The following is a 24,020-nucleotide window of genomic DNA, read 5'->3' on the forward strand; positions in this document are numbered from 1 at the left end:
CGTGCCGCCGGCCGCCACCGGAGCACCGGTGGCGGCCGTCGGTCGATCAGGACCCGCTAGTAGCGGTAGTGCTCGGACTTGTACGGGCCGGCGACGTCGACGCCGATGTACTCCGCCTGGGACTTGGTCAGCTCGGTCAGCTTCACCCCGAGCGCGTCGAGGTGCAGGCGGGCGACCTTCTCATCGAGCTGCTTGGGCAGCGTGTAGACGCCCAGCGGGTAGTCGTCGGCCTTGGTCCACAACTCGATCTGGGCCAGCACCTGGTTCGCGAAGCTGTTCGACATCACGAAGGAGGGGTGCCCGGTCGCGTTGCCCAGGTTGAGCAGGCGGCCCTCGCTCAGGACGATGAGGCTCTTCCCGCCCGGGAAGGTCCACTCGTGCACCTGCGGCTTGATCTCGGTCTTGGTGATCCCGGCGACCCTGCCCAGGCCGGCGATGTCGATCTCGTTGTCGAAGTGGCCGACGTTCCCGATGATCGCCTGGTGCTTCATCCGGGCCATGTGCTCGACGGTGATGATGTCCTTGTTGCCCGTCGCGGTGATGATGATGTCGGCGGTCTCCACCACGTCGTCGAGGGTGGTCACCTGGTAGCCGTCCATCGCCGCCTGCAGCGCGCAGATCGGGTCGATCTCGGTGACGATCACCCGGGCGCCCTGGCCGCGGAGGGACTGGGCGGAGCCCTTGCCGACGTCGCCGTAGCCGCACACCACGGCGGTCTTGCCGCCGATCAGGGTGTCGGTCGCACGGTTGATCCCGTCGATCAGGCTGTGGCGGGTGCCGTACTTGTTGTCGAACTTCGACTTGGTGACCGAGTCGTTCACGTTGATCGCGGGGAACCGCAGGGTGCCCTCGCGCTCGAACTCGTACAGGCGCATGACGCCGGTGGTGGTCTCCTCGGTCACGCCCTGGATCCCCTCGGCCATGCGGCTGAACCGCTGGCCGTCGGCCTCGAGGGACCGGCGGAGCAGGTCGAGGACGATGGCGTACTCCTCCGAGGTGTCCTCGTCGGGGGAGGGGACCGCGCCGTTCGCCTCGAACTCCGCGCCCTTGTGGACCAGCAGCGTCGCGTCCCCGCCGTCGTCGAGGATCATGTTCGGACCCTCGTCGAACGCGAGCATCTGCTCGGTGCACCACCAGTACTCCTCGAGGGTCTCGCCCTTCCAGGCGAAGACCGGGACGCCCTTCGGGTCCTCGGGGGTGCCGTCGCGTCCGACCACGACGGCCGCGGCGGCGCCGTCCTCGGTCGAGACGAGGGTGCACGAGCACCAGCGCACGTCGGCCCCGAGGGCGGTGAGCGTCTCGATCAGCACCGCCGTCTGGGTGGTCATGTGCAGCGACCCGCCGATGCGGGCGCCCGCGAGGGGTCGGGAGGGGCCGTACTCCTCCCGGATGGCCATCAGGCCGGGCATCTCGTGCTCGGCCAGGCGGATCTGGTGGCGGCCCGCCTGGGCCAGGGACAGGTCGGCGACCTTGTAGGTCAGGTCGCCGGTGCGATCAGGTTCCACGTCGTGTTCCTCCATCAGTTGGCGGCCGGTCCGCGGCCGCGCCGAAGCGGTGGTGATGGGCGAGAGCAGCGGACACCCGGTCGGATCGACCTCGTGCCTCCTCGCGAACCGTCGTCGTCCGCCGGCGTGGCCCGTCTGGGCCTCGCACTGCAACGCCGGCGTGCGCCCCAGGGTAGGGGCCGACCGCGCATCGGACCACGCTGGCAGGTGGGCGCCGTCAGACCACGTAGTTGAAGATCGCCACGTAGTGGCAGACGGCCGCGGCGACGACCAGCAGGTGGAAGACCTCGTGGTAGCCGAACCAGGCCGGTGCGGGGTCGGGGCGCTGCAGGGCGTAGACCACGCCGCCGACGGTGTAGAGCACCCCGCCCAGGACGATCAGGGCGGTCCCCGCGAGGGGCAGGGCGACGGCGATCTTGATCATCGGGACCACCATCAGCCACCCGAGCGCGATGTAGCCGAGCGATCGCGCCCAGCGCGGCGCGGTGACCGGCGACAGGGCCAGGCCCGCGCCGAACAGGGCGATGGCCCAGGCGGCGACCAGGCTCCACAGCCGCCACGCCCCGTCGAGGTGGTGGAAGGCGATCGGGGTGAACGTGCCCGCGATGAACAGCACGATCATCGCGGTGTCGACGCGGCCCCACAGCATCCGCACCCGCCCGGTCCACGCGGGGACGTGGTAGCTGCCGGACACCGCGAACAGCCCGACGAACAGCACCCCGAAGATCCCGACGGCGAGTCGGCCCGCGCCCGACGCCGACCACACCAGCGCCACGGCCATGACCGCCGCGATCGGGGCCATCGCCAGGTGCAGGACCCCCCTGAGGCGTGGTCGTGCGGCCACGTACTCCGCGGTGTGGTGGTACGCCACGCCGGGTGGGAGGGGGGTCATGCTCGGTACCTCTCGTCTGGCCGGTCCATCCGGCTGCCGCCGTCCCCCGCTGTCCGTCGATAGGGTGTGCGGCCCCGCACCGGGGGCACGGACCGATCGACGAGAGAGGGATCGCCAAGGTGGTGGCAAGGCGTCAGCCGTCCTTCTGGTCGAAGTTACCGTACCGTAGGTTCGTGCCGTGAACCCTGCCCGGATCGTCGTGCTCGTAAGCGGATCGGGGTCGAACCTCCAGGCGCTGCTCGACCAACCCGACCTCCGCGAGCGGGTCGTCGCGGTCGCGAGCGACAACCCCGACGCGACCGGGCTGGCCAGGGCGGCCGACATCGGCATCGCCACCGCCGCGGTCGCGCTGCGGGACCACGCCGACCGGGCGACCTGGGAGGCGGCTCTGGCCGACGTCGTCGCCGACGCCGCCCCCGACCTCGTCGTCCTCGCCGGCTTCATGAAGATCCTCAGCGGCGCCTTCGTCAGCCGCTGGCCGACCGTGAACGTCCACCCCTCGCTGCTGCCCGCCTTCGCCGGCGCGCACGCCCCCGCCGACGCCGTCGCGTGGGGGGTCAAGCTGAGCGGCGTCACCGTCCACTACGTCGACGAGCAGGTCGACCACGGCCCGATCATCGCCCAGGAGGCCGTCGCGGTCCTCCCCGGCGACACCGCCGAGTCGCTGCACGCCCGCATCCAGACCGTCGAGCACCGCCTGCTGCCAGCCGTGGTCCGCGCGATCTGCGAGGGCCGCGTCACCGTCGACGGCCGCCACGTCACCGTCCACGACCCGCCGGAGGACCCCTCGGCATGACCACGACCGCCATCCGCAGAGCGCTGATCAGCACCTACGACAAGACCGGCCTCGAGGCGCTGGCCGGCGGGCTGGCCGACGCCGGCGTCGAGATCGTCTCCACCGGCTCGACCGCCGCGCGGATCCGCGCCGCCGGCGTCGCGGTGACCGAGGTGGCCGACGTCACCGGGTTCCCCGAGATGATGGGCGGGCGGGTCAAGACCCTCCACCCGGCGGTGCACGCGGGCATCCTCGCCGACCGGGACGACGAGGCGCACGCGAAGGCGCTGGCCGACCACGCGATCACCGCCGTCGACCTGGTCGTCGTCAACCTCTACCCCTTCCGCGAGACGATCGCGGACCCGTCGGTCACCCCGGCCGCCGCCATCGAGATGATCGACATCGGCGGGCCGACGATGGTCCGCGCCGCCGCGAAGAACCACGCCCACGTGGGCGTGGTCACCTCCCCCGCGGACTACGACGCCGTGCTCGCCGAGGTGCGCGACGCGGGGGGCTTGACCGCCGCCACCCGCCGGCGACTGGCCGCCCAGGCGTTCGCGCACACCGCCAGCTACGACGCCGACATCGCCGCCTGGTTCGCCAGGGAGCAGGCGTTCCCCGACCGCTTCGGGCCGGTCTTCGGGAAGGTCCAGGACCTCCGCTACGGGGAGAACCCCCACCAGGCCGCCGCCCACTACGTCGAGCGGGGCCAGGCCTGGGGGCTCGGGAGCGCCCGGGTGCTGGGCGGCAAGGAGCTCAGCTACAACAACCTGCTCGACACCGACGCCGCGCTCGGGATGGTCCTCGACTTCGACGAGCCCTGCGTCGCGATCATCAAGCACACCAACCCGGCCGGGCTGGCCCTGGGCGACTCCCTGGCCGACGCCTACCCGCGCGCCCTGGCCGGCGACCCCGTCAGCGCCTTCGGCGGGATCGTCGCGGCCAACCGGCCGATCGACGAGGCGACGGCACGCCAGATCGTCGAGGTGTTCACCGAGGTGGTCGTCGCCCCGGGCTTCGACGACGCCGCGCTCGAGGTCCTCCGCTCGAAGAAGAACCTGCGGATCGTCGCGATCGACCGTCCCGAGCAGCCGGCCGGCCACCGGGTCGTGCGCACGATCAGCGGCGGTCTGCTGGTCGCCGAGCCGGACTCGGCCCCCGAGGACCCCGATTCCTGGACCGTGCCGACGGCCGCGAAGCCGGACGAGGCGACGCTGGCCGAGCTGGCCTTCGCCTGGACCGCCTGCAAGCACGTCAAGTCCAACGCGATCACGCTGACGGCCGACCGCGCCGTGGTCGGCGTCGGTGCGGGGCAGATGTCGCGGGTCGACTCCGTCCGCCTGGCCGTCGAGCGCTCCGGCGGCCGCCACGTCGGCGCGGTGCTCGCCAGCGACGCGTTCTACACGTTCCGCGAAGGGCCCGACGCGGCGCTCGAGGCCGGCATCCGCGCGATCATCCAGCCGGGCGGGTCGATGCGCGACGACGAGACCGTCGCCGCCTGCGACGAGCGCGGCGTGCCGATGGTCCTGACCGGCCGCCGCCACTTCAGGCACTGATGGAGGGCGCGGTCGCGCAGACCGGCTCGACGGGACGCCCGGCGGACGAGGTGGCGGCCGCCGAGGCGCTCGCCCGGCGCGCCCTCGGCCTCGACGCGGTGTGGTGCACCGCGGTCGGCGTCGGGGCGGTCGTCGGCGGAGGGTCGATCGGGCGCGCAGTCGACCTGCCCGCCGGCGTGGTCCGCCTCGCCGGCGCGGCCACGCTCGGGTGGGCGGCTGCGGTCGGCGTCTGGTCGGTCGCCGAGGGGTGGGAGGCCGGCACGCGGCGCGTCGCCGCGGCGAACGGCGCGGCCGTCGTCGCGCTGCTGGGCCACGCCGCCGTGCGGGGGACGCGGAGCGGGCGGGTCGGCATCGCGCTGGTCGCCGGGCAGGCCGCCGGGTTCGCCGCCGCCCAGGTGCGGGCGCTGGTCGTCGCCGGCGGTGCCGGTCCCGGGGGCGTGATCAGCCGCTGACCTGGGCAGGGTCGCGAGGGATGGACCTGACCCGGTACGCACCGCTCCTGCAGGACAACGGATCGCGCCTGCTGCTCCTCGTCATCGACGGGGTCGGCGGCTACCCGGAGGTGGATCGCGGCTCGGAGCTCGAGTCCGCCGACACCCCGCACCTCGATCGGCTCGCCGCGGAGGGCAGCACCGGACTGCTCGAACCGGCCGGACCCGGGGTGACGGTGGGCTCCGGCCCCGGGCACCTCGCCCTCTTCGGCTACGACCCGTGGGCGCACGACCTCGGCCGCGGCGTCCTCGCCGCCGTCGGCGTCGGCTTCGACCTGCAGCCCGGCGACGTGGCCGCCCGCGGGAACCTCGCCACCCTGGACGCCGACGGGCTGGTCACCGACCGTCGGGCCGGGCGCATCGGCGACGCGCAGGCCGCCCCGCTGACCGAGCGCCTGGCAGGCCGGATCGACACCGTCGACGGCGTGGAGGTGCACCTCCGCCACATCTCCGAGCACCGCGTCCTCGTCGTCCTGCGGGGCGACGGGCTCGATCCCCGCGTGGCGGACATGGACCCCCAGGCCACCGGCACGGCCCCGCTGCCCGCACGGCCGCGGGACCCGGCCGCCGAGCGGACCGCCGAGGTCCTCGACGCCGTCGACGCCGCGCTGCGCGAGGCTCTGGCGGCCGAGGAGGGGGACGGCGGACCGGACGTGCTGCTGATGCGCGGGTTCGACGCGGTCCGCGAGATGCCGGACTTCACCGAGCGGACCGGGCTGCGGGCCGCCGCCGTGGCGTCCTACCCGATGTACCGCGGGGTGGCGAGCCTGGTCGGGATGGACGTGCTCGGGCCGCCGCGCACGTTCGACGAGCAGATCGCGCTCGTCGAGCAGCACCGCGAGTCCTACGACTACCTCTTCGTCCACCACAAGTACGCCGACGCCGCCGGCCACGACGGGGACCGGGAGCGGAAGGTCGCCGCGATCGAGGAGCTCGACGCGCAGGTCCCGGACCTGCTCGACGCCGCGCAGGCCGACGTCGTGGCGGTCACCGGGGACCACTCCTCCCCGGCCGCGCTCTCGGGCCACTCCTGGCACCCCGTGCCGGTGCTGCTGCACGGCGCCCACGTCGGCGTCGACGACGCCCGCACCTTCGGCGAGCGCGCCTGTGCGACCGGCCTGATCGGGCGCCGCCCCACCGAGCACCTGCTGCCGCTCATGCTGGGCGCCGCCGGCCGGCTCGCGAAGTACGGCGCCTGACCATCCTCCCCCCTCCGTCGCCTGGCCGAGGGCGAATGGATTCGACACCGTCGTCTTGGCGTCCGTGGATGGATTCGACATCCAGAGGTCCCAGGGCTTCGCACCCACAGGGACGAGAGTGCACCCGTGAGCAGAGAGTGAACTCCTGAGTGCCGCCACCCTCCCCCGTGGGCCCGGCACGGTGTCGAATCCATCCCGCGGGGCGGTCCCACCCCTCCACCTGGGTGTCGAATCCATCCGCGGTGGACGTGGGACCAGAGCCGCGGGCGGGATCCGGCCGGCCGGGGAGGGGCGGCGATACGGTCGGGGGGTGCCCACCACCTCGGTCGGATCCGGTGACGTCCTCGCGGACCGTCGCCTGGTCGAGCTGCTGGGCAGCGGGGGGGAGGGGGAGGTGTGGCTCGCGGTCCGGCCCGACGGGTCGCGCTGCGCCCTGAAGCTGGTCCGGCCCGAGGTCCTGCCGGCCGCCGATGAGGTCCGCCGCCGCGGTCGCTGGCTGGTCCGCATCGACCACCCCTCCCTCGTCCGGGTCAGCCGTGGGGGCCGGTTCACGGGGGGCCTGCTCGCCGGCTGGGGCTTCGTCGAGATGGACCTCGTCGAGGGTCCCTCCCTGCAGGCCGTCGGCCCGCTGCCCGACGCGCTCGAGCGGTTGGCCGGCGTCGCCGACGCGCTGGACCTGCTCCACGCAGGCGCGTGGTCCGACGGGGTGCCGCTCGTCCACCGCGACGTCAAGCCGGGCAACCTGATCGCCGCCGACGGCGGGCTGGTCCTGGTCGACCCGTCCACCATGCGGGGGCTCGACACCCGCGAACTGACCCGCGTCGGGACCCCCGCCTACACCGCCCCGGAGGTCGCCACCGGCCGGTTCGGTCCCCTGGTCGACGTCTACTCCCTGGCCGCCACCGCGGCGGCGCTGCTGACCGGCGCCCGCGGCGCGGCGCTGTCGCGGATCATCGCCGACCCGTGGGGCCACGACCTCCCCGATGCGGTCTGCGCCGCTCTGGACCGCGATCCCGCCCGCCGGCCCGGCACCTGCGCGGCGGTGGTGGAGGGCCGTGTCGACGCCGTCCGCGACATCACCGACCGGGACGTCACATCCGACCCGGCCGGCCCCGGGGCACCTGCCGGTGGACCGTCGTGGGCCGTGCCCGCCCTCGCCGTGATCTCCCTCGCCCCCGCCGTCGCCTGGGCGCTGCGCCAGTCCCGGCCCACGCTGGTCGCCGACGCCGCGGTGGTCGGGACCGCCGTGGCCGCCGTCGCGGTCCACCTGCTGGTGCAGCTGGCCGCCGGCCGGGCGGCCATGGGGCTGTTCGCGCCGCCGTGGGCCTGGGGCGACCTGATCGCCGGGCTCGGGTCGCCACGTCGGCGCCGAGCCCGGGGGCCGTGGCCGCCGGACCGTCGGACCACGTGGCTGGCCGACACCGTGGCCGGCACGATCCTGGCTGCCGTCGGCGGTGTCGCGGCCGTCGTCATCGCGGACCTACCCCCGGCGGGCGTACCCGGCGTCGTCGCGGTCGCGCTCGCGCTGATCGCGTGGCTGCGACGGCTGGCCGGGATCGTGCGGAGGGTGGCGTGGGCACCGGTCTGGACGCTGACCCTGCCCCTCCGCCTCCTCGGCGGTCTGCCCCGCGCCGTGGTCGGCGGGGACCGCTGACCACACCGACGGCGAACCCGGGGGAACACCTGTGAGGCGCACGGCGTTGACCCCCGGCGGCCGAGCGCCCATCGGCCCTTGACCTGAAGTCCACTTCAACTCCTACCGTCTGCGGGGATGCCCACGCCACCCGACCACGCGCCCCTCCCCACCCGGTTGCGCCACCACCCCCTGGTGCGGCTGGTGGGTCGGCTGCGCCCGATCCGCTGGCAGGCGGCCGGCGCCTACGGGGCGATGCTGGCGGCGAGCGGCATCGCGCTGGTCGTCCCCCTCGCGCTGCGCGACGTCGTCGACGCCGCCATCGGCCAGCGGGAGGGCGCGCTAGCGTTCCTCCCCGACGCGTTGGACGCCCGCGAGCGGCTGGTGTGGGGCGCGGGCGCCATCGTCGCGCTGGCGCTGCTCCGGGCGGTCGTGTCGTTCTGGCAGCGCTACGGGACCGCGTGGGTCGGCCGGACCATCGCGACGGACCTGCGCGGCGACCTGATGGCCCACCTCCTCGACGCCGAGATGGGCTTCCACGACTCCGCCAGCGTCGGCCAGCTCATGACCCGCGTCACCGACGACACCGAGCAGGTCCGGGCGTTCGCCGCCACCGGCGTGGCGGACCTCGCGAACATCCTCGCGCTGCTCGTCGGCACCTCCGCGCTGCTGTGGTCGGTCGACGGGACCCTCGCGCCGATCGCCCTCGGCGCCGTACCGATCGTCGCCGCGCTCGCGCTGTGGGGCGCCCGGCTGCTGGTGCCCCGGTTCAAGGCCGTCCAGCAGGCTCGCGGGGGCCTGTCAGCCCGGCTCCAGGAGGCGCTCACCCAGGTCCGCATCGTCCAGGCGTTCCGGGCCGAGCGGCGCACCTCCGCCGCCTACGACGCCGACAACGAGGTCGTCTTCGACCGCCGCATGTCCATGGCGCGGGTCTTCACCACCGCCTTCCCCGCGATGAGCGCGGTCATGGGGCTCGCGACGGCGCTCGTCCTCCTGGTCGGCGGCGGCCGGGTCGCGGACGGCCGGACCACGGTCGGCACGATCGCCGCGTTCTTCACCTACATCGTCCTGCTCGGCGAGCCGGTGCGGCGCCTCGGGTTCCTCCTGAACCTGGCCTCGCGGGCCAACGCCTCGGCGGCGAGGGTCTACGAGCTGCTCGACCGCCCGACCGCGATCCCCGCCGGCGACGAGGTCGAGCCCGACGCCGGCTGGCAGGGGAGGGTCCGCTGGGAGGGGGTGTCCTTCGCCTTCGGCGACGCCCCGGTGCTGCGCGACGTCGACCTGACGATCGAGCCGGGCGAGCACGTCGCCGTCGTCGGCCGCTCGGGCAGCGGCAAGACCGCGCTCGTGTCGCTGCTGACCCGGCTGTACGACCCCGACGGGGGGCGGGTCACGATCGACGGGATCGACCTGGCCACCCTGTCCGGCGCGGCGCGGAGCCGCGCGGTCGCCGCCGTGGAGCAGGAGGCCTTCCTGTTCTCCGCCTCCGTCGCGGACAACATCCGGTTCTCGCGCCCGGACGCCGACGACGACGCCGTGCGCGCCGCCGGGCGCCTTGCGGGTGTGGAGGCGTTCGCCGTCGACCTCCCCGACGGGTGGGACACCGTGGTGGGGGAGCGGGGGGTCACACTGTCCGGCGGGCAGCGCCAGCGCGTGGCGCTCGCCCGCGCCCTGCTCGTCGGCGCGCCGGTCCTGGTGCTCGACGACGCGGTGTCGGCCGTCGACGCCCGCACCGAGCGGACCATCCGCGCCGCGCTGGCCGAGCGGTCTGCGGAGGGTCGGGGACCCACCACGATCAGCGTCGCCCAGCGCCTCTCGACCATCCTCGCGGCGGACCGGATCGTCGTGCTCGACCGCGGCAGGGTGGTCGAGCAGGGCACCCACGCCGAGCTGGTCGACGCCGAGGGCCCCTACGCCGCGATGTTCCGCGAGGCGCTCCACCTCGGCGTCCCCGTCGGCAGCGACGCCGAGGACGCCCCCCTCCTCGGCGGTCGGCCATGACCGCGACCCCGCAAGCGGGCACCCCGTCCGCCGAGACCCGCCCCGTCCGCCCGATCCGGCGGGTCGTCGGCTGGCTGCGCCCGCACCGCAGGTCCCTGGCGTGGTCCGCGGTGCTGATGCTCGTGGTCACCGGGGCGGGGCTGGCCCGCCCCCAGCTCGTCGAGGTGGCGATCGACGACGGCATGCGCGGCGGCGACACCGCGGCGCTGCGCTGGGCGGTCGTGGCCTTCGCCGTCCTCGTGGTGGTCGAGAACGCCGCCGGCGGCCTGCAGCGCTACACGCTGATCCGCATCGGCGTCCGGGTCATCACCGACCTCCGGAACCGGCTGTTCGCCCACGTCCTCCGCCTGGGGCAGGGCTTCCACGACCGCAACCGGCCCGGCGACCTGATGTCGCGGATGACGAGCGACGCGGAGACCCTCAGCGACTTCATCACCTGGTCGGTGATCACCACCGCCCAGTCGGTGCTCACCCTCGGCGGGATCGTGGTCATCCTCCTCCGCGAGGACGTCACGCTGACGCTGGCCGCGTTCACCGTCGTGCCGCTCATGGCCGCCGCCACGTGGCGCTGGACCCGTGCGACACGCGCCCGCTACACCGCGGTCCGCGAGGCCGTCGGCGAGGTGTCCGCCCGCGCGGAGGAGTCCCTCTCCGGCATCCGCGTCGTCAAGGCCCTGCAGCAGGAGCGCGCCCAGCGGGCCCGCTTCGACGAGGCCAACGCCCTCCAGCGCGTCGAGGACCTCGGCACCGACCGGGTGTCGGCAGCCTTCTACCCCGTCATCGACGTGCTGAGCGACCTCGCCGTCGCCGTCGTGCTCGGCATCGGCGGCCTGCGGGTGCTGTCCGGCGACCTCGACCCGGGGGCGCTGGTCGCGATCATCCTGTACGTGCAGCAGTTCTTCGAGCCGGTCCGCGACCTGACCACCCGCCTCGACAGCATCCAGGACGCCACGGCGGCTGGTCGGCGGATCCTCGAGGTGCTCGACACCGCCCCCTCGATCGTCGACCGGCCGGGGGCCGTCCCGCTGCCGGCCGTCCGCGGGCACCTCCGCTTCGAGGACGTCCGCTTCGCCTACGGCGACGGGCCGGAGGTGCTGCACGGCGTCGACCTCGACGTCCCGGCGGGCTCCACCGTCGCGCTGGTCGGCGAGACCGGGGCGGGCAAGACCTCCATCGCCCGGCTCCTCGGTCGCTTCTACGACGTCACGTCCGGCCGGGTCACGATCGACGGCCACGACGTCCGCGACGTCACCCTCGACAGCCTCCGCACCCACCTGGCGTGGGTCCCGCAGGAGGTCGGGCTGTTCCGCGGGACCATCCGGGACAACCTGCGGTGGGGTCGGCCGGACGCCACGGACGCCGAGGTCGAGGCCGCTGCACGGGCGATCGGCGCCGACGAGATGTTCGCCGCGCTGCCCGACGGCTACGAGACGCGCCTCGACGAGGGCGGCGGTGGCCTGTCGGCCGGTGAGCGGCAGCTCGTCGCCTTCACCCGGGCGGTCCTGCCCGACCCGGCCGTCGTGGTCCTCGACGAGGCGACCGCCAACGTCGACGTCGCGACCGAGGCCCGCATGCAGGCGGGGTTGTCCGAGCTGCTCGACGGCCGCACCGCGGTCGTGATGGCGCACCGGCTGTCGACGATCGTGGGGGCTGACCAGATCGTCGTGGTGGACGCCGGGCGGATCGTCGAGCGCGGCACCCACGCCCAGCTGATCGCCGCCGGCGGGGCCTACGCGGACCTGTACACCGAGCAGCTCCGCGCCGAGGGCGTCCCCGCGGCCTGAGCGCCGGTGGGTCGGCGGGCGCGCGGCGGGGGAGGACGGCGGAGGATCCGCCACCGCCCGACCGAGAGGACCGAGACCGATGTGGAGATCGTTGCTGCTGGGCGTCGTCGCCGGGTTGCGGTCGCAGACGCCGACCGCCGTGCTGACCTGGGCGTGGCGCAGCGACCGGCTGCCGCACGGCCGACGCGGTCCTGCCGTGCTGCTCGACCGCCCGGCGCTCGTGCCGCTGGCCGTGACGGCGGCGCTCGGGGAGCTGGTCGTCGACAAGCTGCCCGCCACCCCGAGCCGCCTGGACCCCGGTCCGCTCGGCGGCCGCCTGGTGCTCGGCGCGGTCGCCGGCTGGGCGATCGCCGACGCCCACGGCCGGTCGGGGGCGGCCGGGGCGGCCGCGGGTGCGGCGGGCGCCGGACTCGGCAGCTGGGGAGGGGCGCGCTACCGCAGCGCGGCCACGGACCGGACCGACGTCGCCGACGCGGTCTGGGCCCTGGCCGAGGACGCCGCGGCCATCGGGCTCGGCCTGCTGGCCGTCCGCGGGCGCCCGCCGGGGCTGGGCTGACCCGTCCCCGGGAGGGCGATCAGACCTGCGGCACCTCGGCGAGCTGCGGCTCCTCGACCGGCTCGACCGGGCGGAGGGGCCGGAACAACCGGCCGCGCTCCGCCCACAGCACGAGGGCGAGGGCCAGCAGGCCGTAGCCGAAGAACCCGATCGCGAGCGGTCGGACCGTGCCGTCGAACGCGGCGTCCAGCAGCGAGCCCAGCAGGGCGCCGACCGCGATCTGCACCGACCCGATCACCGACGACGCCGTCCCGGCGACCGCACCCATCGGGTCCATGGCGATGGTGTTGAAGTTGGGGATCACCAGCGCGTGGCAGCCGAGCAGCGGCGCCATCGCGAGCAGGTACGCCCACAGCGGCGGGGTGCCGCCCGTCGCGAGCGCCACGCCGGCGAACACCGCGCTGCACGCCACGTAGCCGAGCAGCAGGACGTGGGAGAGCCGCCGGGCCCCGACCGCCTCCACGATCCGGGCGTTGACGAGCATCCCGACGCCCATCACCGCGGCCAACCCGCCGAAGATGACCGGGAACGATCCGGCTGCGTCGAAGACGTCGCCGATGATGATCTCCGAGCTGCCCAGGTACGACGTGAACGACCCGTACAACGCGGTCATGGCGAGGGTGTAGGCACGCGTCTGGCGGTTGGCGACCACGAACCGGCCGGCGCTGAGGATGCGGCGTGGAGACAGCTCCAGGCGGTGCTCGGGCGCGAGGGTCTCGGGCAGCCGCAGCGCCCAGACCGCCATCACCAGGAGCGCCGCGACGCAGAAGCCGAAGATCCAGCGCCACGTGGTCACCGCGACGATGGCCGCCCCGATCGTCGGGGCGGCGATCGGCACGAGGATGAACACGGCCATGATGAAGGACATCGCGCGGGACATGCGCTCGCCCTCGAAGGAGTCCCGCACGACCGCGAGGGTCACCACCCGCGGGCCGGCCGACCCGAGGCCCCACACGAACCGGCTGAGCAGCAGCAGTGGCAGGCTCGGGGCGAAGGCCCCCGCGAGCGCGCCGACGAGGTAGACGGCGAAGCCCACGTACAGCGTCGGCTTGCGCCCGAACCGGTCCGCGAGCGGCCCGTAGGCGAGCTGGCCGAGCGCCAGGCCGAGGAAGTAGGTCGTGACGATGCCCGACACCTCGGTCGCGTCGGCCGGCAGGTCGAACGCCTGCCGGATGTCGGCGAACGCCGGCAGCATCAGGTCGATGCCCAGCGCCGCGAGCGCCATCCCCATCGCGAGGAGGGCGATCAGCTCGGCCCTGCCCGGGCCGCGCCGCTCGGCCGGGGAGGTCGTCGGAGCCGTGGAGGTGGACATCCGCACCACGGTAGGCGCCGGGGAGGGATCCGCCGCCCCACGGGGAGGGGAGGGGCGGGTGAGGGGTGGGTCGGGCCTGCCCGGCGGAGGGGCCCGTGCCATGATGCGCGACCATGACGGCAGAACTGATCGACGGCAAGGCGGTCGCGGCCGCGGAGCGTGACCGGATCGCCGGCGAGGTGGCCCGGCTCGCGGAGCGGGGCGTCGTGCCCGGCCTGGCGGCGGTGCTGGTCGGCGACGACCCGGCGAGCCACGTCTACGTGGGCATGAAGGAGAAGGACTGCGCCGCCGTCGGGATGACGTCGGTCGGCGCCAGGCTGCCGGCCGACGTCGACCAGGCGACCCTGTTCGCCGAGATCGACCGGCTCAACGCCGACCCGCAGGTCCACGGGATCATCGTGCAGATGCCGCTGCCCGACCACCTCGACGAGATCGCCGCCCAGGACCGGATCGATCCCGCGAAGGACGTCGATGGCCTGCACCCGGCCAGCCAGGGCCAGCTCATGCGGGGCGTGCCGACGTTCGTGCCGGCCACGCCGCTCGGCTGCCAGGTCCTGCTCGAGCGCCACGGGGTCGAGCTCTCCGGCGCCGAGGTCGTGATCGTCGGCCGCTCGACCCTCGTCGGCCGTCCGCTCGCCATGCTGCTGTCCCGCAAGGGCGTCGACGCGACCGTGACGATGTGCCACTCGCGGACGCGTGATCTCGGGGACCACACCCGCCGGGCCGACGTGGTCGTCATGGCCGCCGGCCAGCCGCGCATGCTGACCGCCGACATGGTCCGGCCCGGCGCGACCGTCATCGACGTCGGGATCACCCGCGACGACGACGGGAAGCTGGTCGGCGACGTCGACTTCGATGCGGTCGCGGAGGTCGCCGGCCTGATCACCCCCGTCCCCGGTGGGGTCGGCCCGATGACCCGGGCGATGCTGCTCGAGAACACCTTGCGGGCGGCGACGGCGGCGGCGGAGGGCTGAGCCGTGCCGGCCGACGAGGGCTGGCGCTACGTCCACGGCCACGCCGAGCCCGTCCTGCGGTCACACCGCTGGCGCGACGCGGCGAACTCCGCGGGCTACCTGCTCGACCACCTCCGCGACGGCCTCCGCGAGGCCGCGGGGCGGTGGGAGGGGCGCATCCTCGACGTCGGGTGCGGGCCCGCGACGATCACCGCCGACCTCGGCCGGCGGTTCCCCGCCTCGACGGTCCACGGCATCGACCCCGCCGAGGCCGTGATCGCCCAGGTCGCCGACCTGCCGCCGAACGTCACGGTCGCGGTCGGCGACCTGTTCGACCAGGACCCCGCCGACGGCACCTACGACGTCGTGCACGCGCACCAGGTGCTCCAGCACCTGCCCGACCCCGTCGCCGCGCTCGTCCACATGCGGCGGCTGTGCGCGCCCGGCGGGATCGTGGCGGTGCGCGACGTCGACTACGCCGCGATGACCTGGGCTCCGGCGGTGCCCGAGCTCGACACCTGGCTCGCGGCCTACCGCACCGCCCACCGCGCGGCCGGCGCGGAACCCGACGCCGGGCGGCACCTCCTCGGCTGGGCGCTCGAGGCCGGGTTCGAGGGCGTCACGCCCTCCGCGTCGGTGTGGTGCTTCGCCACCCCCGAGGACCGGCGGTGGTGGGCCGGGCTGTGGGCGGATCGGGTCACCGCGCCGGAGTCGCGACTGGCCCAGCAGCTCCGCGCGGACGGGACGGGCGAGGACGACCTCACCGCGATCGCGACCGCCTGGCGGGACTGGGCGGAGCGGCCGGACGCGTGGTTCGCCGTGCTGCACGGCGAGCTCATCGCCCGGGCCACCTCAGATCTGAGCTCCCGCTCCGCCGGTGCACCCACGGCTCAGATCTGAGCCCCGGCTCCGCTGCCCGCCCCCTCAGCCCTCGACGGCCTCGGCGTCCAGCACCTCGCGCAGCGCGTAGGGCCGGCGCAGTCCGATGCCGTGCAGCCGCACCGGTCGGATCCGGCGCAGCTTGAAGTGGCCGTCGAGGACGTCGTGGAGCTCGTCGGACGCGAGCACGCTGTTCCGCCGGGCGAGGTCGGTCAGGCGGGCCGCCTCGTTCACCGGCGCGCCGTAGTAGTCGCCGCCGCGGAACAGCGCCTCCCCCGACGCCATGCCGCCCTTGATCGGCGCGTACGCGAGCGGGGCGTCCTCGTCCTCGATCGGGGTCGTCAGCACGTACAGGGCCCGGCCGAGCGCGACCGGGTCGAGCGACACGAACATCGCGGCGTCCCCGAGGAACTTGACCAGCTGCACCTCCGGGATGCCCTCGACCGTGGCCTGGCACAGGTGCTCGAACGCGCTCAGCAGGTCGTCCAGGCCGGTCGGGTCGACGCGCGCGGCGAGCGACGTGTAGCCGACGACGTCGACGAAGCCGACCGCCACCGGGATGGTCTCGGCGTCGTCTCTCAGGGCCTGGACGATCAGGTCGGAGGTGAGCAGGTGGAGGATGACGCGCCGGTAGCTCTGCCCGACCAGCTCGGCGGACACCTCGAGCAGGGGCCCGGCGACCTCCACCAGCCGGATCGCGAGGTCGATGGGGTCGTCGACCTCCTCGCGGGCGGCGCGGAGGAACACCTCCTCCGCGGTGTCGAGGGTCCGCAGCGCCATCGTGCGCAGGACCGGCACGTCGCCGCGGATCTGGTCGAGGACCATCTCGTCGGGGACGAACTGCAGCAGCCGGCCGATCAGGGACAGGTGGCGGATCTCCGCCTCGGAGTAGCGGGTGCCGTCGGCCACGCCGCTGACGCGCTCGAGGACGGCGGCCACCTCGGGGTCGAGCCCGGCCCGCGCGGCCGCCTCGTCGCGGGTGTGGACCCGCGGGCCGCCGAGCAGGTGGTCCACGAGCGACAGGGTGATCCGGTCGCCGTCGACGGCGGCGGTCGCCTCCTCGATCCCCATCCCCAACCGGAACAGGCGCCGGATCGCGTGCGCGCGCCCGGGATCGGAGTCGACTGCCACGCCCGGTAGTGTGCCCGCGGTGGGGGCCGGCGGTACAGTCCGCCACCAGGATCGCGACCGACATCGGGGATGCCAGATGGCCAGAGAACGTGTCAACGCGCCCTCCGCAGCCGGTCGGCGGCGCCAGCGCGTCGGCGGTCCGCCGAGCGCCGCGGTCGAGCGGATCCGCGCCCGCGCCACGTCGGGAGCCGGCGAGATCGACCTCAGCGATGAGGACCTGCAGGCCCTCGCCGACGCCGGGGTCGACCCGGACGAGGTGCGAGCCCTCGCGCGCGGGTCGAGCGACGTGGACGAGGTCTCGGTGTTCGACCGGGACACCGCCCACGACGACCTCGAGGCCCTCGCGTCCGACGAGGACTACCCGGGCTGACCCGACGCCCGGTCAGGTCATCCCGAGCGCGCGGCGCAGCGGACCGACCTGGCGGCGGGACACCTCGACGCGGCTGCGCTCCGGGTCGTCCATCACCAGCACGACCGAGCCCTTGTAGTCCCCGACCATCTCCGCGACGTGCGCCAGGTTCACCAGGTGCGAGCGGTGCGCGCGGAAGAACGACGGGCCCAGACGCTCCTCGAGGTCGGTCAGGCTCCAGCTGACGAGGTACCGGTCCGTCGGCAGCTTCAGGTAGCTGTAGCCGCGCGTCGCGGTCGCGTAGACGACGTCCCCGGCGTTGACCAGGACCGTCCGGTCGCCCTGCTGGACCGGGATCCTCGCGGAGGTCACGACACCCGGCGTGCGCTCCTCCGCCGGGCGGTCCTCGACGTCCGCGTCCGCGCCGCGCCGGTCGGCCAGCGCCCGGTCGATCGCGGTGATCAGCCGGTCCCGGTCGATCGGCTTCATCAGGTAGTCCGTCGCCTGCAGCTCGAAGGCGTCGACGGCGTGGTCGGCGTAGGCGGTCGTGAAGATCACCGCCGGCCCCGGGTCCTGCGCGCGGATCTGGCGGGCGACGTCGAGCCCGCTGCCGCCCGGCAGGTGGATGTCGAGGAGCACCAGGTCGTAGGGGATCGACCCGAGCAGCCCGAGGGCCTCCGCGGCGTTGGTCGCCTCGCCGAGGACGGTGACCCGGTCCTCGAGGCCGTTGAGCAGGAACCGGAGCTCCTCCCGGGCGGGCGCCTCGTCGTCGACGATCAGGCAGCGGGCCGGCCCGTCGCGCCGGAGCGGCGTGACGTCGGTCGGGGTGTGCGGCTCGGGCATCGGCTCTCGCGTCCTCTTCGGAACGGTCCTCTGGACGCGCGCCGCATGCTATGCGGGATGTCAGGTGAGGGGCATGCGGAGCTCGACGACGGTTCCCTCGCCGGGCGATGACTCCACGCGCAGGCTGTGGCGCTCGCCGAACAGCTGCGACAGCCGTGCCGAGATGTTGCGCAGCGCGATGCCGCTGCCCTCGTCGGCGACCGGGTGCAGGTGATCGCCCGGGGGGTCGAAGAGGTGGTCGACGACCTCGGGTGGCATCCCCACGCCGTCGTCGGCCACCACCACCGTCGTGGTGCGGCTCAGCGGGTCGGCCTTGGCGCGGAGGGTCACGGTGCCGCCGTCGACGGCCTGGGCCAGGCCGTGCTTCACCGCGTTCTCGACCAGCGGCTGGATGATCAGCACCGGCACCCGTGCGGTGAGCACCTGCGGGTCGATGTCGTAGTCGACGCCGAGCCGGTCGCCGTAGCGCGCCTGCTCGAGCGTCAGGTAGGTCCGCACGAAGAAGTACTCCTGGCCGAACTCGGCGAACTGGCCCTGCTGCTGGATCGAGTAGCGGAAGAAGTCGCTCAACCGCAGCAGCAGCCCGCGCGCGGTCTCGGGGTCGGTCCGGGCCTTCGACGCGATCGTGTTGAGGATGTTGAACAGGAAGTGGGGGTTGATCTGGGCGCGGAGCGCGTCGAGCTTCGCGTTGGCGGCCAGCTCGCGCTCGCGGTCGACGTCGGCCAGCTCGAGCTGCAGGCTGAGGACGCCGGCCAACGCCTCGACCAGCTCGGGCAGGGGAGGGTCCTCCCGCACCCGGTAGGCCTTCAGGGTGCCGACGACCTCGCCGGACACCCGCAGCGGCACGACGACCGCGGAGGCGAACGGCGTGTCGGGCTGCAGGTCGGCGGGATCGGTCACCACGACGGTGCTGGCCGTGTCGAGCGCGCGACGGGTCGCGGTGGTCTGCAGCGGGGTGCCCGACCCGTGCTGCTCGGCCCCCCGGCCGGTGTAGGCCAGGATCTCGCTGCGGTCGGTCAGCGCCACCGCGTCGGCGTCGAGGATCGGGCGGAGCAGCCGGACGGTCTTGGCCGCCGACTCGGCTGTCAGCCCGGCGCGGAGCGGCTCGGCCGTCGCCACCACGCGACGGCGCGCGCTCCGCCGGGTGCGGCCCTCGGCCCCGCCGAGGAACCGCGTGGCCCCCGGTCCCCGCAGGGCGGAGGGGTAGCCGAGGGTCAGGATCGACGTGACGACCACGCCGATCAGGATCGTCGGCACCGTGCCGAGGGAGGGGGTGAGCAGCACCTGGGTCCCGACCGTGATGATCCCCCACACCGCGAGGTTGACCAGGACCAGCGACCAGGGCCCACCGAGGTCCCGCACCGCTACAGCCCCCGGATGGTCAGCTCGGCCAGGGCCTCGGCCCGGCGGTCCGCACCGGTCCCGTGCATGCGCACCAGCGCGTCGTCGGTCCCCGGCGGCGGGGTGGTCCGCAGCGACACAACGACGGTGACGACGAGGTTGACCGTCGCCGCGAGCGGGGTGGGGGTCAGCAGCAGCGCGGCGAGGCCGTGCGCCTCCGCCTCGATCCCGATGCCGACGCCGATGAGGGTCAGGGCCAGCGCCGTCGCGGTCAGCATCCCCGCGCAGAGGCCGGCGGCGGTCACCCGCGGCCACCAGATCGCGAGGATCAGCGCCGGCGTCAGCGCCGACCCGGCGATGGCCAGCGCCCAGGTCACCATCTGGGCGATGAGGGACGAGAACCGCCCGTCGACGATCTGCGGGCCGATGGCCAGCGCGACGACGGTCGCGACCAGCGCGACGGCGATGATCGTCATCCGTCCCGCGATCAGCGCCTGCCGCGTGGTGGCGCGGCGGTTGACGTGCTGCTCGTACAGGTCGTGGCCGACCGACGCCGCGGCCGCGAGCAGCAGGCCGGCCATCGTCGACATCACCGCGACGAGCGCCCCCAGCGTGACGACCCCCAGCCCGACCGTGCCGCCGTACAGCCGCCCCAGGACCAGGAGGGACTGCTCGGGCACCGCGAGGACGCCGTCGACCATCAGGTCCGCCAGCCACGGGCGGCCCTCGGCGGCGCCGTCGAGGATGGTCCGCGCCGCGATGCCGAGCATGACCGCGAGGATGTAGAAGCTGCTCGCGAACACGAGCACCCACTTGGCGGTCGTGCGCGCCGACCGTCCGGTCGGGGCCGTGAAGAACCGGTTCAGGACGTGCGGCAGGCCGGAGGTGCCGAGCACCAGCGTCAGCACCAGGGCGAGCTGGCCCGGGGCGTCGCTCCGCCCGCCGGGCTGGCCGAACGTCGCGGGCTCGTCCGGGTGCATGAGGTTGGTGGTGGGGCGGACGACCAGGTCGCCGCCCTCGCGGACGACCTGGGACAGCGGCTCGTCGACCAGATCGCCGATCGCGTCGGGGTACCGGAACCCCGCCTGCGTCACCACGCCCGTCAGCCAGAGGAGGATCACGAGCAGGATGATGAACTGCACCGCCTGGGTCCACGTCGTCCCGCGCATCCCGCCGGCGACGACCAGCGCGGTGATCACGGCCGTGTTGACCACCACCCCGGTGCCGTAGGGGTCGAGGCCCGGGATCGTGACGCCGGTGAGCAGCTGCCACGTCAACCCGGTCCCCACGACCTGGGGCAGGACGTACGCGCCGATCACGATCATCACGACCGCCACCGCGGTCAGGCGCACCACGTGGGACTCCATGCGGCGGCCGAGGAAGTCCGGCACGCTGAACCCCCCGAACCGGCGGAGGGGCGCGGCGACGAACAGCACGATCGGCACGAACCCGGCGGTGAAGCCCGCGGCGTACCAGGCGCCGTCCAGGCCGCTCGCGTAGACCGCGGCGGCGACGCCGAGGAACGACGCCGCGGAGATGTAGTCGCCGCAGATCGCCGACGCGTTCGTGAGCACGCCGACGCGCTGGCCGGCCAGGTAGTAGTCGATGGTGGAGGCCCGGCGGGGGCGCAGGACCAGCGCGACCCCGGTCCCCAGCGCGGCGAGGGCGACCAGCACCAGCAGGGCGCTCGACGTCACGGCCCCGCCACCTCGTCGTCGACGTCGGTGTCGAGGAGCTCCCTGCCGCCGAGCATCCGCCGCTCGACCTGGTCGGCGACGCGGGCCGACAGCATGCCGATCGCGATGATCGCGGCGTACAGGCCGACGACGGCGGCGGCGAACGCCGGGCTGACGCCGCCGACCAGCTCACCGCGCGTCCACCAGCCGGCGAGCCCGTTCAGCAGGGGCACGGTGACGACGACGACGAGGAACAGCAGCATGTAGGCGACCGCCACGCGCCGCAGCGTGCGGAACGCCGCCACGACCTCCGCCGGGGTGTCCTCGGGCTCGAGCGCGTGCAGGACCGCGGGATCGGCGCTGAGGTGGTCCGGCTCCACCGGCGGATCGTACCGCCGCCGACCCAGCCCGATCCGACCCAGCCCGACCCGACCCAGCCCGGGCCGCCGGGGCGACCGCTGCTCAGGCGTCGCCGACGAGGTGCACCACCCCGCGGATCGCCAGGCTGGCGCCCGCCGCGCAGACGAAGATGCCGAGGCCCGGCTGCCAGCCCTCGACCCCGAGGCCCGACACGCGCAGCACCTGCCAGGCCGGCAGGACCACGGCCGCGCCCCCGGCGATGATGCCCTGCACGGTCGCCGCGGTGCGCGAGGGGACGAGGGCCCCGGCCAGGCCGAGGAAGCCCAGGTAGAACGTCCACAGGCCCGCGGTCTGGATGCCGTTCACCGTCGCGATGCCGCTGAGGGTGATCCAGGGCAGGAACGAGCCGACGAGGATCAAGGCCGAGCCGCCGAGGAGCCACTTCTGGCCGCGCCCCGCCTGCGGCCAGCGGGTCCGGGTGGCGATCGGCTCGCTGGAGGTGCTCATCGGCGGCCACGCTACGGAGCGGACACCGAGCGGTTCTAGTGCGGACACGTCGGGCGGCGGCGAGCGGTCGGTGAACGGTCGTGGCGCGCCCGCGAGCGGTCACCGGGTGGCGTCACCGCCCAGCGGACGCCGTTCGGCGTGACGCGAGCACCGCCGGTCAGCCGAACGGCACCGGTGGTGCAGTTGCCCCTTCATGGCCCATCGGACGGGGTGTGGCATGCGGGCATCGAGCGCCCGCAGCCGCGGGACGCGATGCACATGGGAGGCAGTGCACAGATGGACGAAGCGAGCCGCCAGGCGTACTGGCGACGCAACCTACGGCTGATGGTCATCCTGCTGTCGATCTGGTTCGTGGTGTCGTACGGCGCCGGGATCCTGTTGGTCGACCAGCTGAACGAGATCGTCATCAACGACTTCCCCCTGGGCTTCTGGTTCGCCCAGCAGGGGTCCATCGTCACGTTCGTGATCCTCATCGGCGTCTACGCGTGGAAGATGGACAAGCTCGACGACGAGTACGGCGTGGCCGAGCGCGATGAGGCGGGGAACCGCATATGAGCGACATCAGGCTCTGGACACTCATCTTCGTCGTCGGCACCTTCGGGCTGTACGTCTGGATCGCCTGGCGCAGCCGGGTCAGCGACACGAAGGGCTTCTACGTCGCCGGGCACGGCGTGCCGGCGATCGCGAACGGCGCGGCCATCGGCGCGGACTGGATGAGCGCCGCGTCGTTCATCTCGATGGCGGGCATCATCAGCTTCTCGGGCTACGACGGCTCGGTGTACCTGATGGGCTGGACCGGCGGCTACGTGCTGCTCGCCCTGCTCATCGCCCCGTACCTGCGCAAGTTCGGCAAGTACACGGTCCCGGACTTCGTCGGAGACCGCTACTCGGAGACCGCGCGGGCGGTGGCCGTGGTCTGCGCGATCTTCATCTCCTTCACCTACGTCGCGGGGCAGATGCGCGGCGTCGGCGTGGTCTTCAGCCGGTTCCTCGGCGTCGGCATCACCGGCGGCGTGATCATCGGCATGGCGATCGTGCTGTTCTACGCGGTGCTCGGCGGCATGAAGGGCATCACCTGGACCCAGGTCGCCCAGTACACGGTGCTGATCATCGCCTACATGATCCCGGCGTTCGCGATCGCCCAGACCCTGACCGGGATCCCGATCCCGCACATCGGGTTCGGCGAGGTCGTCGCGGAGCTCGACACCATCCAGGCCGAGCTCGGCTTCGCCGAGTACTCCTCGACCTTCGTCGGCGGCTCGATGCTGAACATGCTGTTCTTCACCGCCGCGCTGATGTGCGGGACGGCGGGCCTGCCGCACGTGATCGTGCGCTTCTACACGACCAAGTCGGTGCGAGCCGCCCGGTTCAGCGCCTTCTGGGCGCTCCTCTTCCTCGCGATCCGGTACACGACCGCCCCGGCGATCGCGGCCTTCGCGAAGCTGAACGCCGTCGAGTCGGTGTCGAACGTCGCCGTCGACGACCTGCCCGCCTGGGTCAACAACTGGCAGCAGGCCGAGCTGATCACCGTCGACGACCTGAACGGCGACGGCGTGGTCCAGTACACGCCGGACGCCGACACCAACGAGATCGTCATCGACCGCGACATCATGGTCCTGGCGAACCCCGAGATCGCGGGCCTGCCCGCGCCGGTCGTCGGGCTGGTCGCCGCAGGTGGCCTGGCCGCCGCCCTGTCCACGGCGTCGGGGCTGTTGCTGGTGATCTCCTCGTCGGTGGCCCACGACGTCTACTACAAGCGGATCAACCCGCAGGCGTCGGAGTCACGTCGGCTCGCCGTGGGTCGCTGGACGATGGCGGCCGCCGTCATCGTGGCCGGCTACTTCGGCGTCAACCCGCCCGGCTTCGTCGCCGAGGTCGTCGCGTTCGCCTTCGGGCTCGCCGCGGCGTCGTTCTTCCCGGCGATCACGCTCGGGATCTTCTGGAAGCGCACCAACGCGAAGGGTGCGGTCGCCGGCATGCTCAGCGGCCTGATCCTCACCGCCGGCTACATGCTCTACACGATCCCGATCTACGGCGGTCAGGAGTTCATCGCCGGCATCAGCCCGCAGGCGATCGGCACCGTCGGCATGATCGTGAACTTCGCGGTGACCATCGTGGTCTCCCTGATGACGGCGCCGCCGCCGGAGTCGATGCAGGAGCTGATCGAGGAGGTCCGCCTCCCCGGCAAGTCCCGCGCCGAGATCGAGGGGGACATCGCCCCCGCCCACTGACGTCATCCGCCGGTCACCGACCGGCCAGGCTCGGGCGCTCGACAGT

General features: G+C 73.8%; 22 protein-coding genes. 13 read left to right on the forward strand and 9 right to left on the reverse strand.

Features of this window, described 5'->3' with window-relative positions:
* Nucleotides 1–56: 56 nt before the first annotated feature.
* Both ahcY and ACEQ2X_RS03115 read right to left on the reverse strand, forming a co-directional pair.
* Nucleotides 57–1,505: an adenosylhomocysteinase gene (gene ahcY, locus ACEQ2X_RS03110; protein ID WP_370324306.1), complete on the reverse strand. Its 1,449-nt coding sequence runs from the start codon at nucleotides 1,503–1,505 to the stop codon at nucleotides 57–59.
* Nucleotides 1,506–1,722: 217 nt separating this feature from the next.
* Nucleotides 1,723–2,397, reverse strand: coding sequence for a hemolysin III family protein (locus ACEQ2X_RS03115; protein WP_370324307.1), 675 nt, complete (start codon nucleotides 2,395–2,397; stop codon nucleotides 1,723–1,725).
* Nucleotides 2,398–2,575: 178 nt separating this feature from the next.
* On the opposite strand from ACEQ2X_RS03115, the gene purN reads away from it, so the two are divergent.
* The 8 genes from purN to ACEQ2X_RS03155 all read left to right on the forward strand — a co-directional run bounded on the left by purN (nucleotide 2,576) and on the right by ACEQ2X_RS03155 (nucleotide 12,392).
* Nucleotides 2,576–3,193 carry a phosphoribosylglycinamide formyltransferase gene (gene purN, locus ACEQ2X_RS03120; protein WP_370324308.1) on the forward strand — a complete coding sequence of 206 codons (618 nt, stop codon included), beginning with the start codon at nucleotides 2,576–2,578 and terminating at the stop codon, nucleotides 3,191–3,193.
* Nucleotides 3,190–4,728 (forward strand): bifunctional phosphoribosylaminoimidazolecarboxamide formyltransferase/IMP cyclohydrolase, encoded by a 1,539-nt coding sequence (gene purH, locus ACEQ2X_RS03125; RefSeq protein WP_370324309.1) that lies wholly within the window; start codon nucleotides 3,190–3,192, stop codon nucleotides 4,726–4,728. Before purN ends, purH begins: the two co-directional genes overlap by 4 nt.
* Entirely contained in the window at nucleotides 4,728–5,180 is a 453-nt protein-coding gene (locus ACEQ2X_RS03130) for a hypothetical protein (protein WP_370324310.1), read from the forward strand. Before purH ends, ACEQ2X_RS03130 begins: the two co-directional genes overlap by 1 nt.
* A 20-nt stretch (nucleotides 5,181–5,200) precedes the next feature.
* Nucleotides 5,201–6,418 (forward strand): phosphoglycerate mutase, encoded by a 1,218-nt coding sequence (locus tag ACEQ2X_RS03135; protein ID WP_370324312.1) that lies wholly within the window; start codon nucleotides 5,201–5,203, stop codon nucleotides 6,416–6,418.
* Nucleotides 6,419–6,728: 310 nt separating this feature from the next.
* The gene (locus ACEQ2X_RS03140) at nucleotides 6,729–8,072 is read left to right on the forward strand and encodes a hypothetical protein (RefSeq protein WP_370324313.1); all 1,344 of its coding nucleotides are present in this window, start codon (nucleotides 6,729–6,731) and stop codon (nucleotides 8,070–8,072) included.
* A gap of 117 nt (nucleotides 8,073–8,189) precedes the next feature.
* On the forward strand, nucleotides 8,190–10,052 hold the full coding sequence (locus ACEQ2X_RS03145; RefSeq protein WP_370324314.1) for an ABC transporter ATP-binding protein: 1,863 nt from the start codon (nucleotides 8,190–8,192) through the stop codon (nucleotides 10,050–10,052).
* A complete protein-coding gene (locus ACEQ2X_RS03150; protein WP_370324315.1) occupies nucleotides 10,049–11,836 on the forward strand; it encodes an ABC transporter ATP-binding protein in 1,788 nt (595 codons plus the stop codon). The genes ACEQ2X_RS03145 and ACEQ2X_RS03150 overlap by 4 nt, the downstream gene beginning before the upstream one ends.
* A gap of 79 nt (nucleotides 11,837–11,915) precedes the next feature.
* On the forward strand, nucleotides 11,916–12,392 hold the full coding sequence (locus ACEQ2X_RS03155) for a DUF4126 family protein (protein WP_370324316.1): 477 nt from the start codon (nucleotides 11,916–11,918) through the stop codon (nucleotides 12,390–12,392).
* A 19-nt stretch (nucleotides 12,393–12,411) separates the two neighbouring features.
* On the opposite strand, the gene ACEQ2X_RS03160 is transcribed toward ACEQ2X_RS03155, so the two are convergent.
* Nucleotides 12,412–13,704, reverse strand: coding sequence for a multidrug effflux MFS transporter (locus tag ACEQ2X_RS03160; RefSeq protein WP_370324317.1), 1,293 nt, complete (start codon nucleotides 13,702–13,704; stop codon nucleotides 12,412–12,414).
* Between the two features lie 113 nt (nucleotides 13,705–13,817).
* On the opposite strand from ACEQ2X_RS03160, the gene ACEQ2X_RS03165 reads away from it, so the two are divergent.
* Together ACEQ2X_RS03165 and ACEQ2X_RS03170 are read left to right on the forward strand one after the other, a co-directional pair.
* Nucleotides 13,818–14,678, forward strand: coding sequence for a bifunctional 5,10-methylenetetrahydrofolate dehydrogenase/5,10-methenyltetrahydrofolate cyclohydrolase (locus tag ACEQ2X_RS03165; RefSeq protein WP_370324318.1), 861 nt, complete (start codon nucleotides 13,818–13,820; stop codon nucleotides 14,676–14,678).
* A 3-nt stretch (nucleotides 14,679–14,681) separates the two neighbouring features.
* Nucleotides 14,682–15,557 carry a trans-aconitate 2-methyltransferase gene (locus tag ACEQ2X_RS03170; RefSeq protein ID WP_370324319.1) on the forward strand — a complete coding sequence of 292 codons (876 nt, stop codon included), beginning with the start codon at nucleotides 14,682–14,684 and terminating at the stop codon, nucleotides 15,555–15,557.
* A gap of 24 nt (nucleotides 15,558–15,581) precedes the next feature.
* Here ACEQ2X_RS03170 and ACEQ2X_RS03175 read toward each other — a convergent pair whose 3' ends face one another.
* Nucleotides 15,582–16,667, reverse strand: a complete 1,086-nt coding sequence (locus ACEQ2X_RS03175; RefSeq protein WP_370324320.1) for an adenylate/guanylate cyclase domain-containing protein — start codon at nucleotides 16,665–16,667, stop codon at nucleotides 15,582–15,584.
* Between the two features lie 76 nt (nucleotides 16,668–16,743).
* On the opposite strand from ACEQ2X_RS03175, the gene ACEQ2X_RS03180 reads away from it, so the two are divergent.
* Nucleotides 16,744–17,037 carry a hypothetical protein gene (locus tag ACEQ2X_RS03180; protein ID WP_370324321.1) on the forward strand — a complete coding sequence of 98 codons (294 nt, stop codon included), beginning with the start codon at nucleotides 16,744–16,746 and terminating at the stop codon, nucleotides 17,035–17,037.
* 12 nt (nucleotides 17,038–17,049) lie between these two features.
* Here the strand turns inward: ACEQ2X_RS03180 and ACEQ2X_RS03185 are convergent, their stop codons facing one another.
* The 5 genes from ACEQ2X_RS03185 to ACEQ2X_RS03205 form a co-directional block, all read right to left on the reverse strand.
* Nucleotides 17,050–17,859, reverse strand: a complete 810-nt coding sequence (locus ACEQ2X_RS03185; protein ID WP_370324322.1) for a LytR/AlgR family response regulator transcription factor — start codon at nucleotides 17,857–17,859, stop codon at nucleotides 17,050–17,052.
* A 60-nt stretch (nucleotides 17,860–17,919) separates the two neighbouring features.
* Nucleotides 17,920–19,221 (reverse strand): histidine kinase, encoded by a 1,302-nt coding sequence (locus ACEQ2X_RS03190; RefSeq protein WP_370324323.1) that lies wholly within the window; start codon nucleotides 19,219–19,221, stop codon nucleotides 17,920–17,922.
* A gap of 2 nt (nucleotides 19,222–19,223) precedes the next feature.
* Nucleotides 19,224–20,897, reverse strand: coding sequence for a cation acetate symporter (locus ACEQ2X_RS03195; RefSeq protein ID WP_370324324.1), 1,674 nt, complete (start codon nucleotides 20,895–20,897; stop codon nucleotides 19,224–19,226).
* Nucleotides 20,894–21,256, reverse strand: a complete 363-nt coding sequence (locus ACEQ2X_RS03200; RefSeq protein ID WP_370324325.1) for a hypothetical protein — start codon at nucleotides 21,254–21,256, stop codon at nucleotides 20,894–20,896. The genes ACEQ2X_RS03195 and ACEQ2X_RS03200 overlap by 4 nt, the downstream gene beginning before the upstream one ends.
* A gap of 82 nt (nucleotides 21,257–21,338) precedes the next feature.
* A complete protein-coding gene (locus ACEQ2X_RS03205; protein ID WP_370324326.1) occupies nucleotides 21,339–21,743 on the reverse strand; it encodes a hypothetical protein in 405 nt (134 codons plus the stop codon).
* 276 nt (nucleotides 21,744–22,019) lie between these two features.
* Here ACEQ2X_RS03205 and ACEQ2X_RS03210 point away from each other — a divergent pair, with 276 nt between their 5' ends.
* Both ACEQ2X_RS03210 and ACEQ2X_RS03215 read left to right on the forward strand, forming a co-directional pair.
* Entirely contained in the window at nucleotides 22,020–22,298 is a 279-nt protein-coding gene (locus ACEQ2X_RS03210) for a DUF4212 domain-containing protein (RefSeq protein ID WP_370324327.1), read from the forward strand.
* A complete protein-coding gene (locus tag ACEQ2X_RS03215) occupies nucleotides 22,295–23,974 on the forward strand; it encodes a sodium:solute symporter family protein (RefSeq protein WP_370324328.1) in 1,680 nt (559 codons plus the stop codon). Before ACEQ2X_RS03210 ends, ACEQ2X_RS03215 begins: the two co-directional genes overlap by 4 nt.
* Nucleotides 23,975–24,020: the final 46 nt, after the last annotated feature.

Source organism: Euzebya sp., assembly GCF_964222135.1.
Taxonomy (GTDB): Bacteria; Actinomycetota; Nitriliruptoria; order Euzebyales; family Euzebyaceae; genus Euzebya.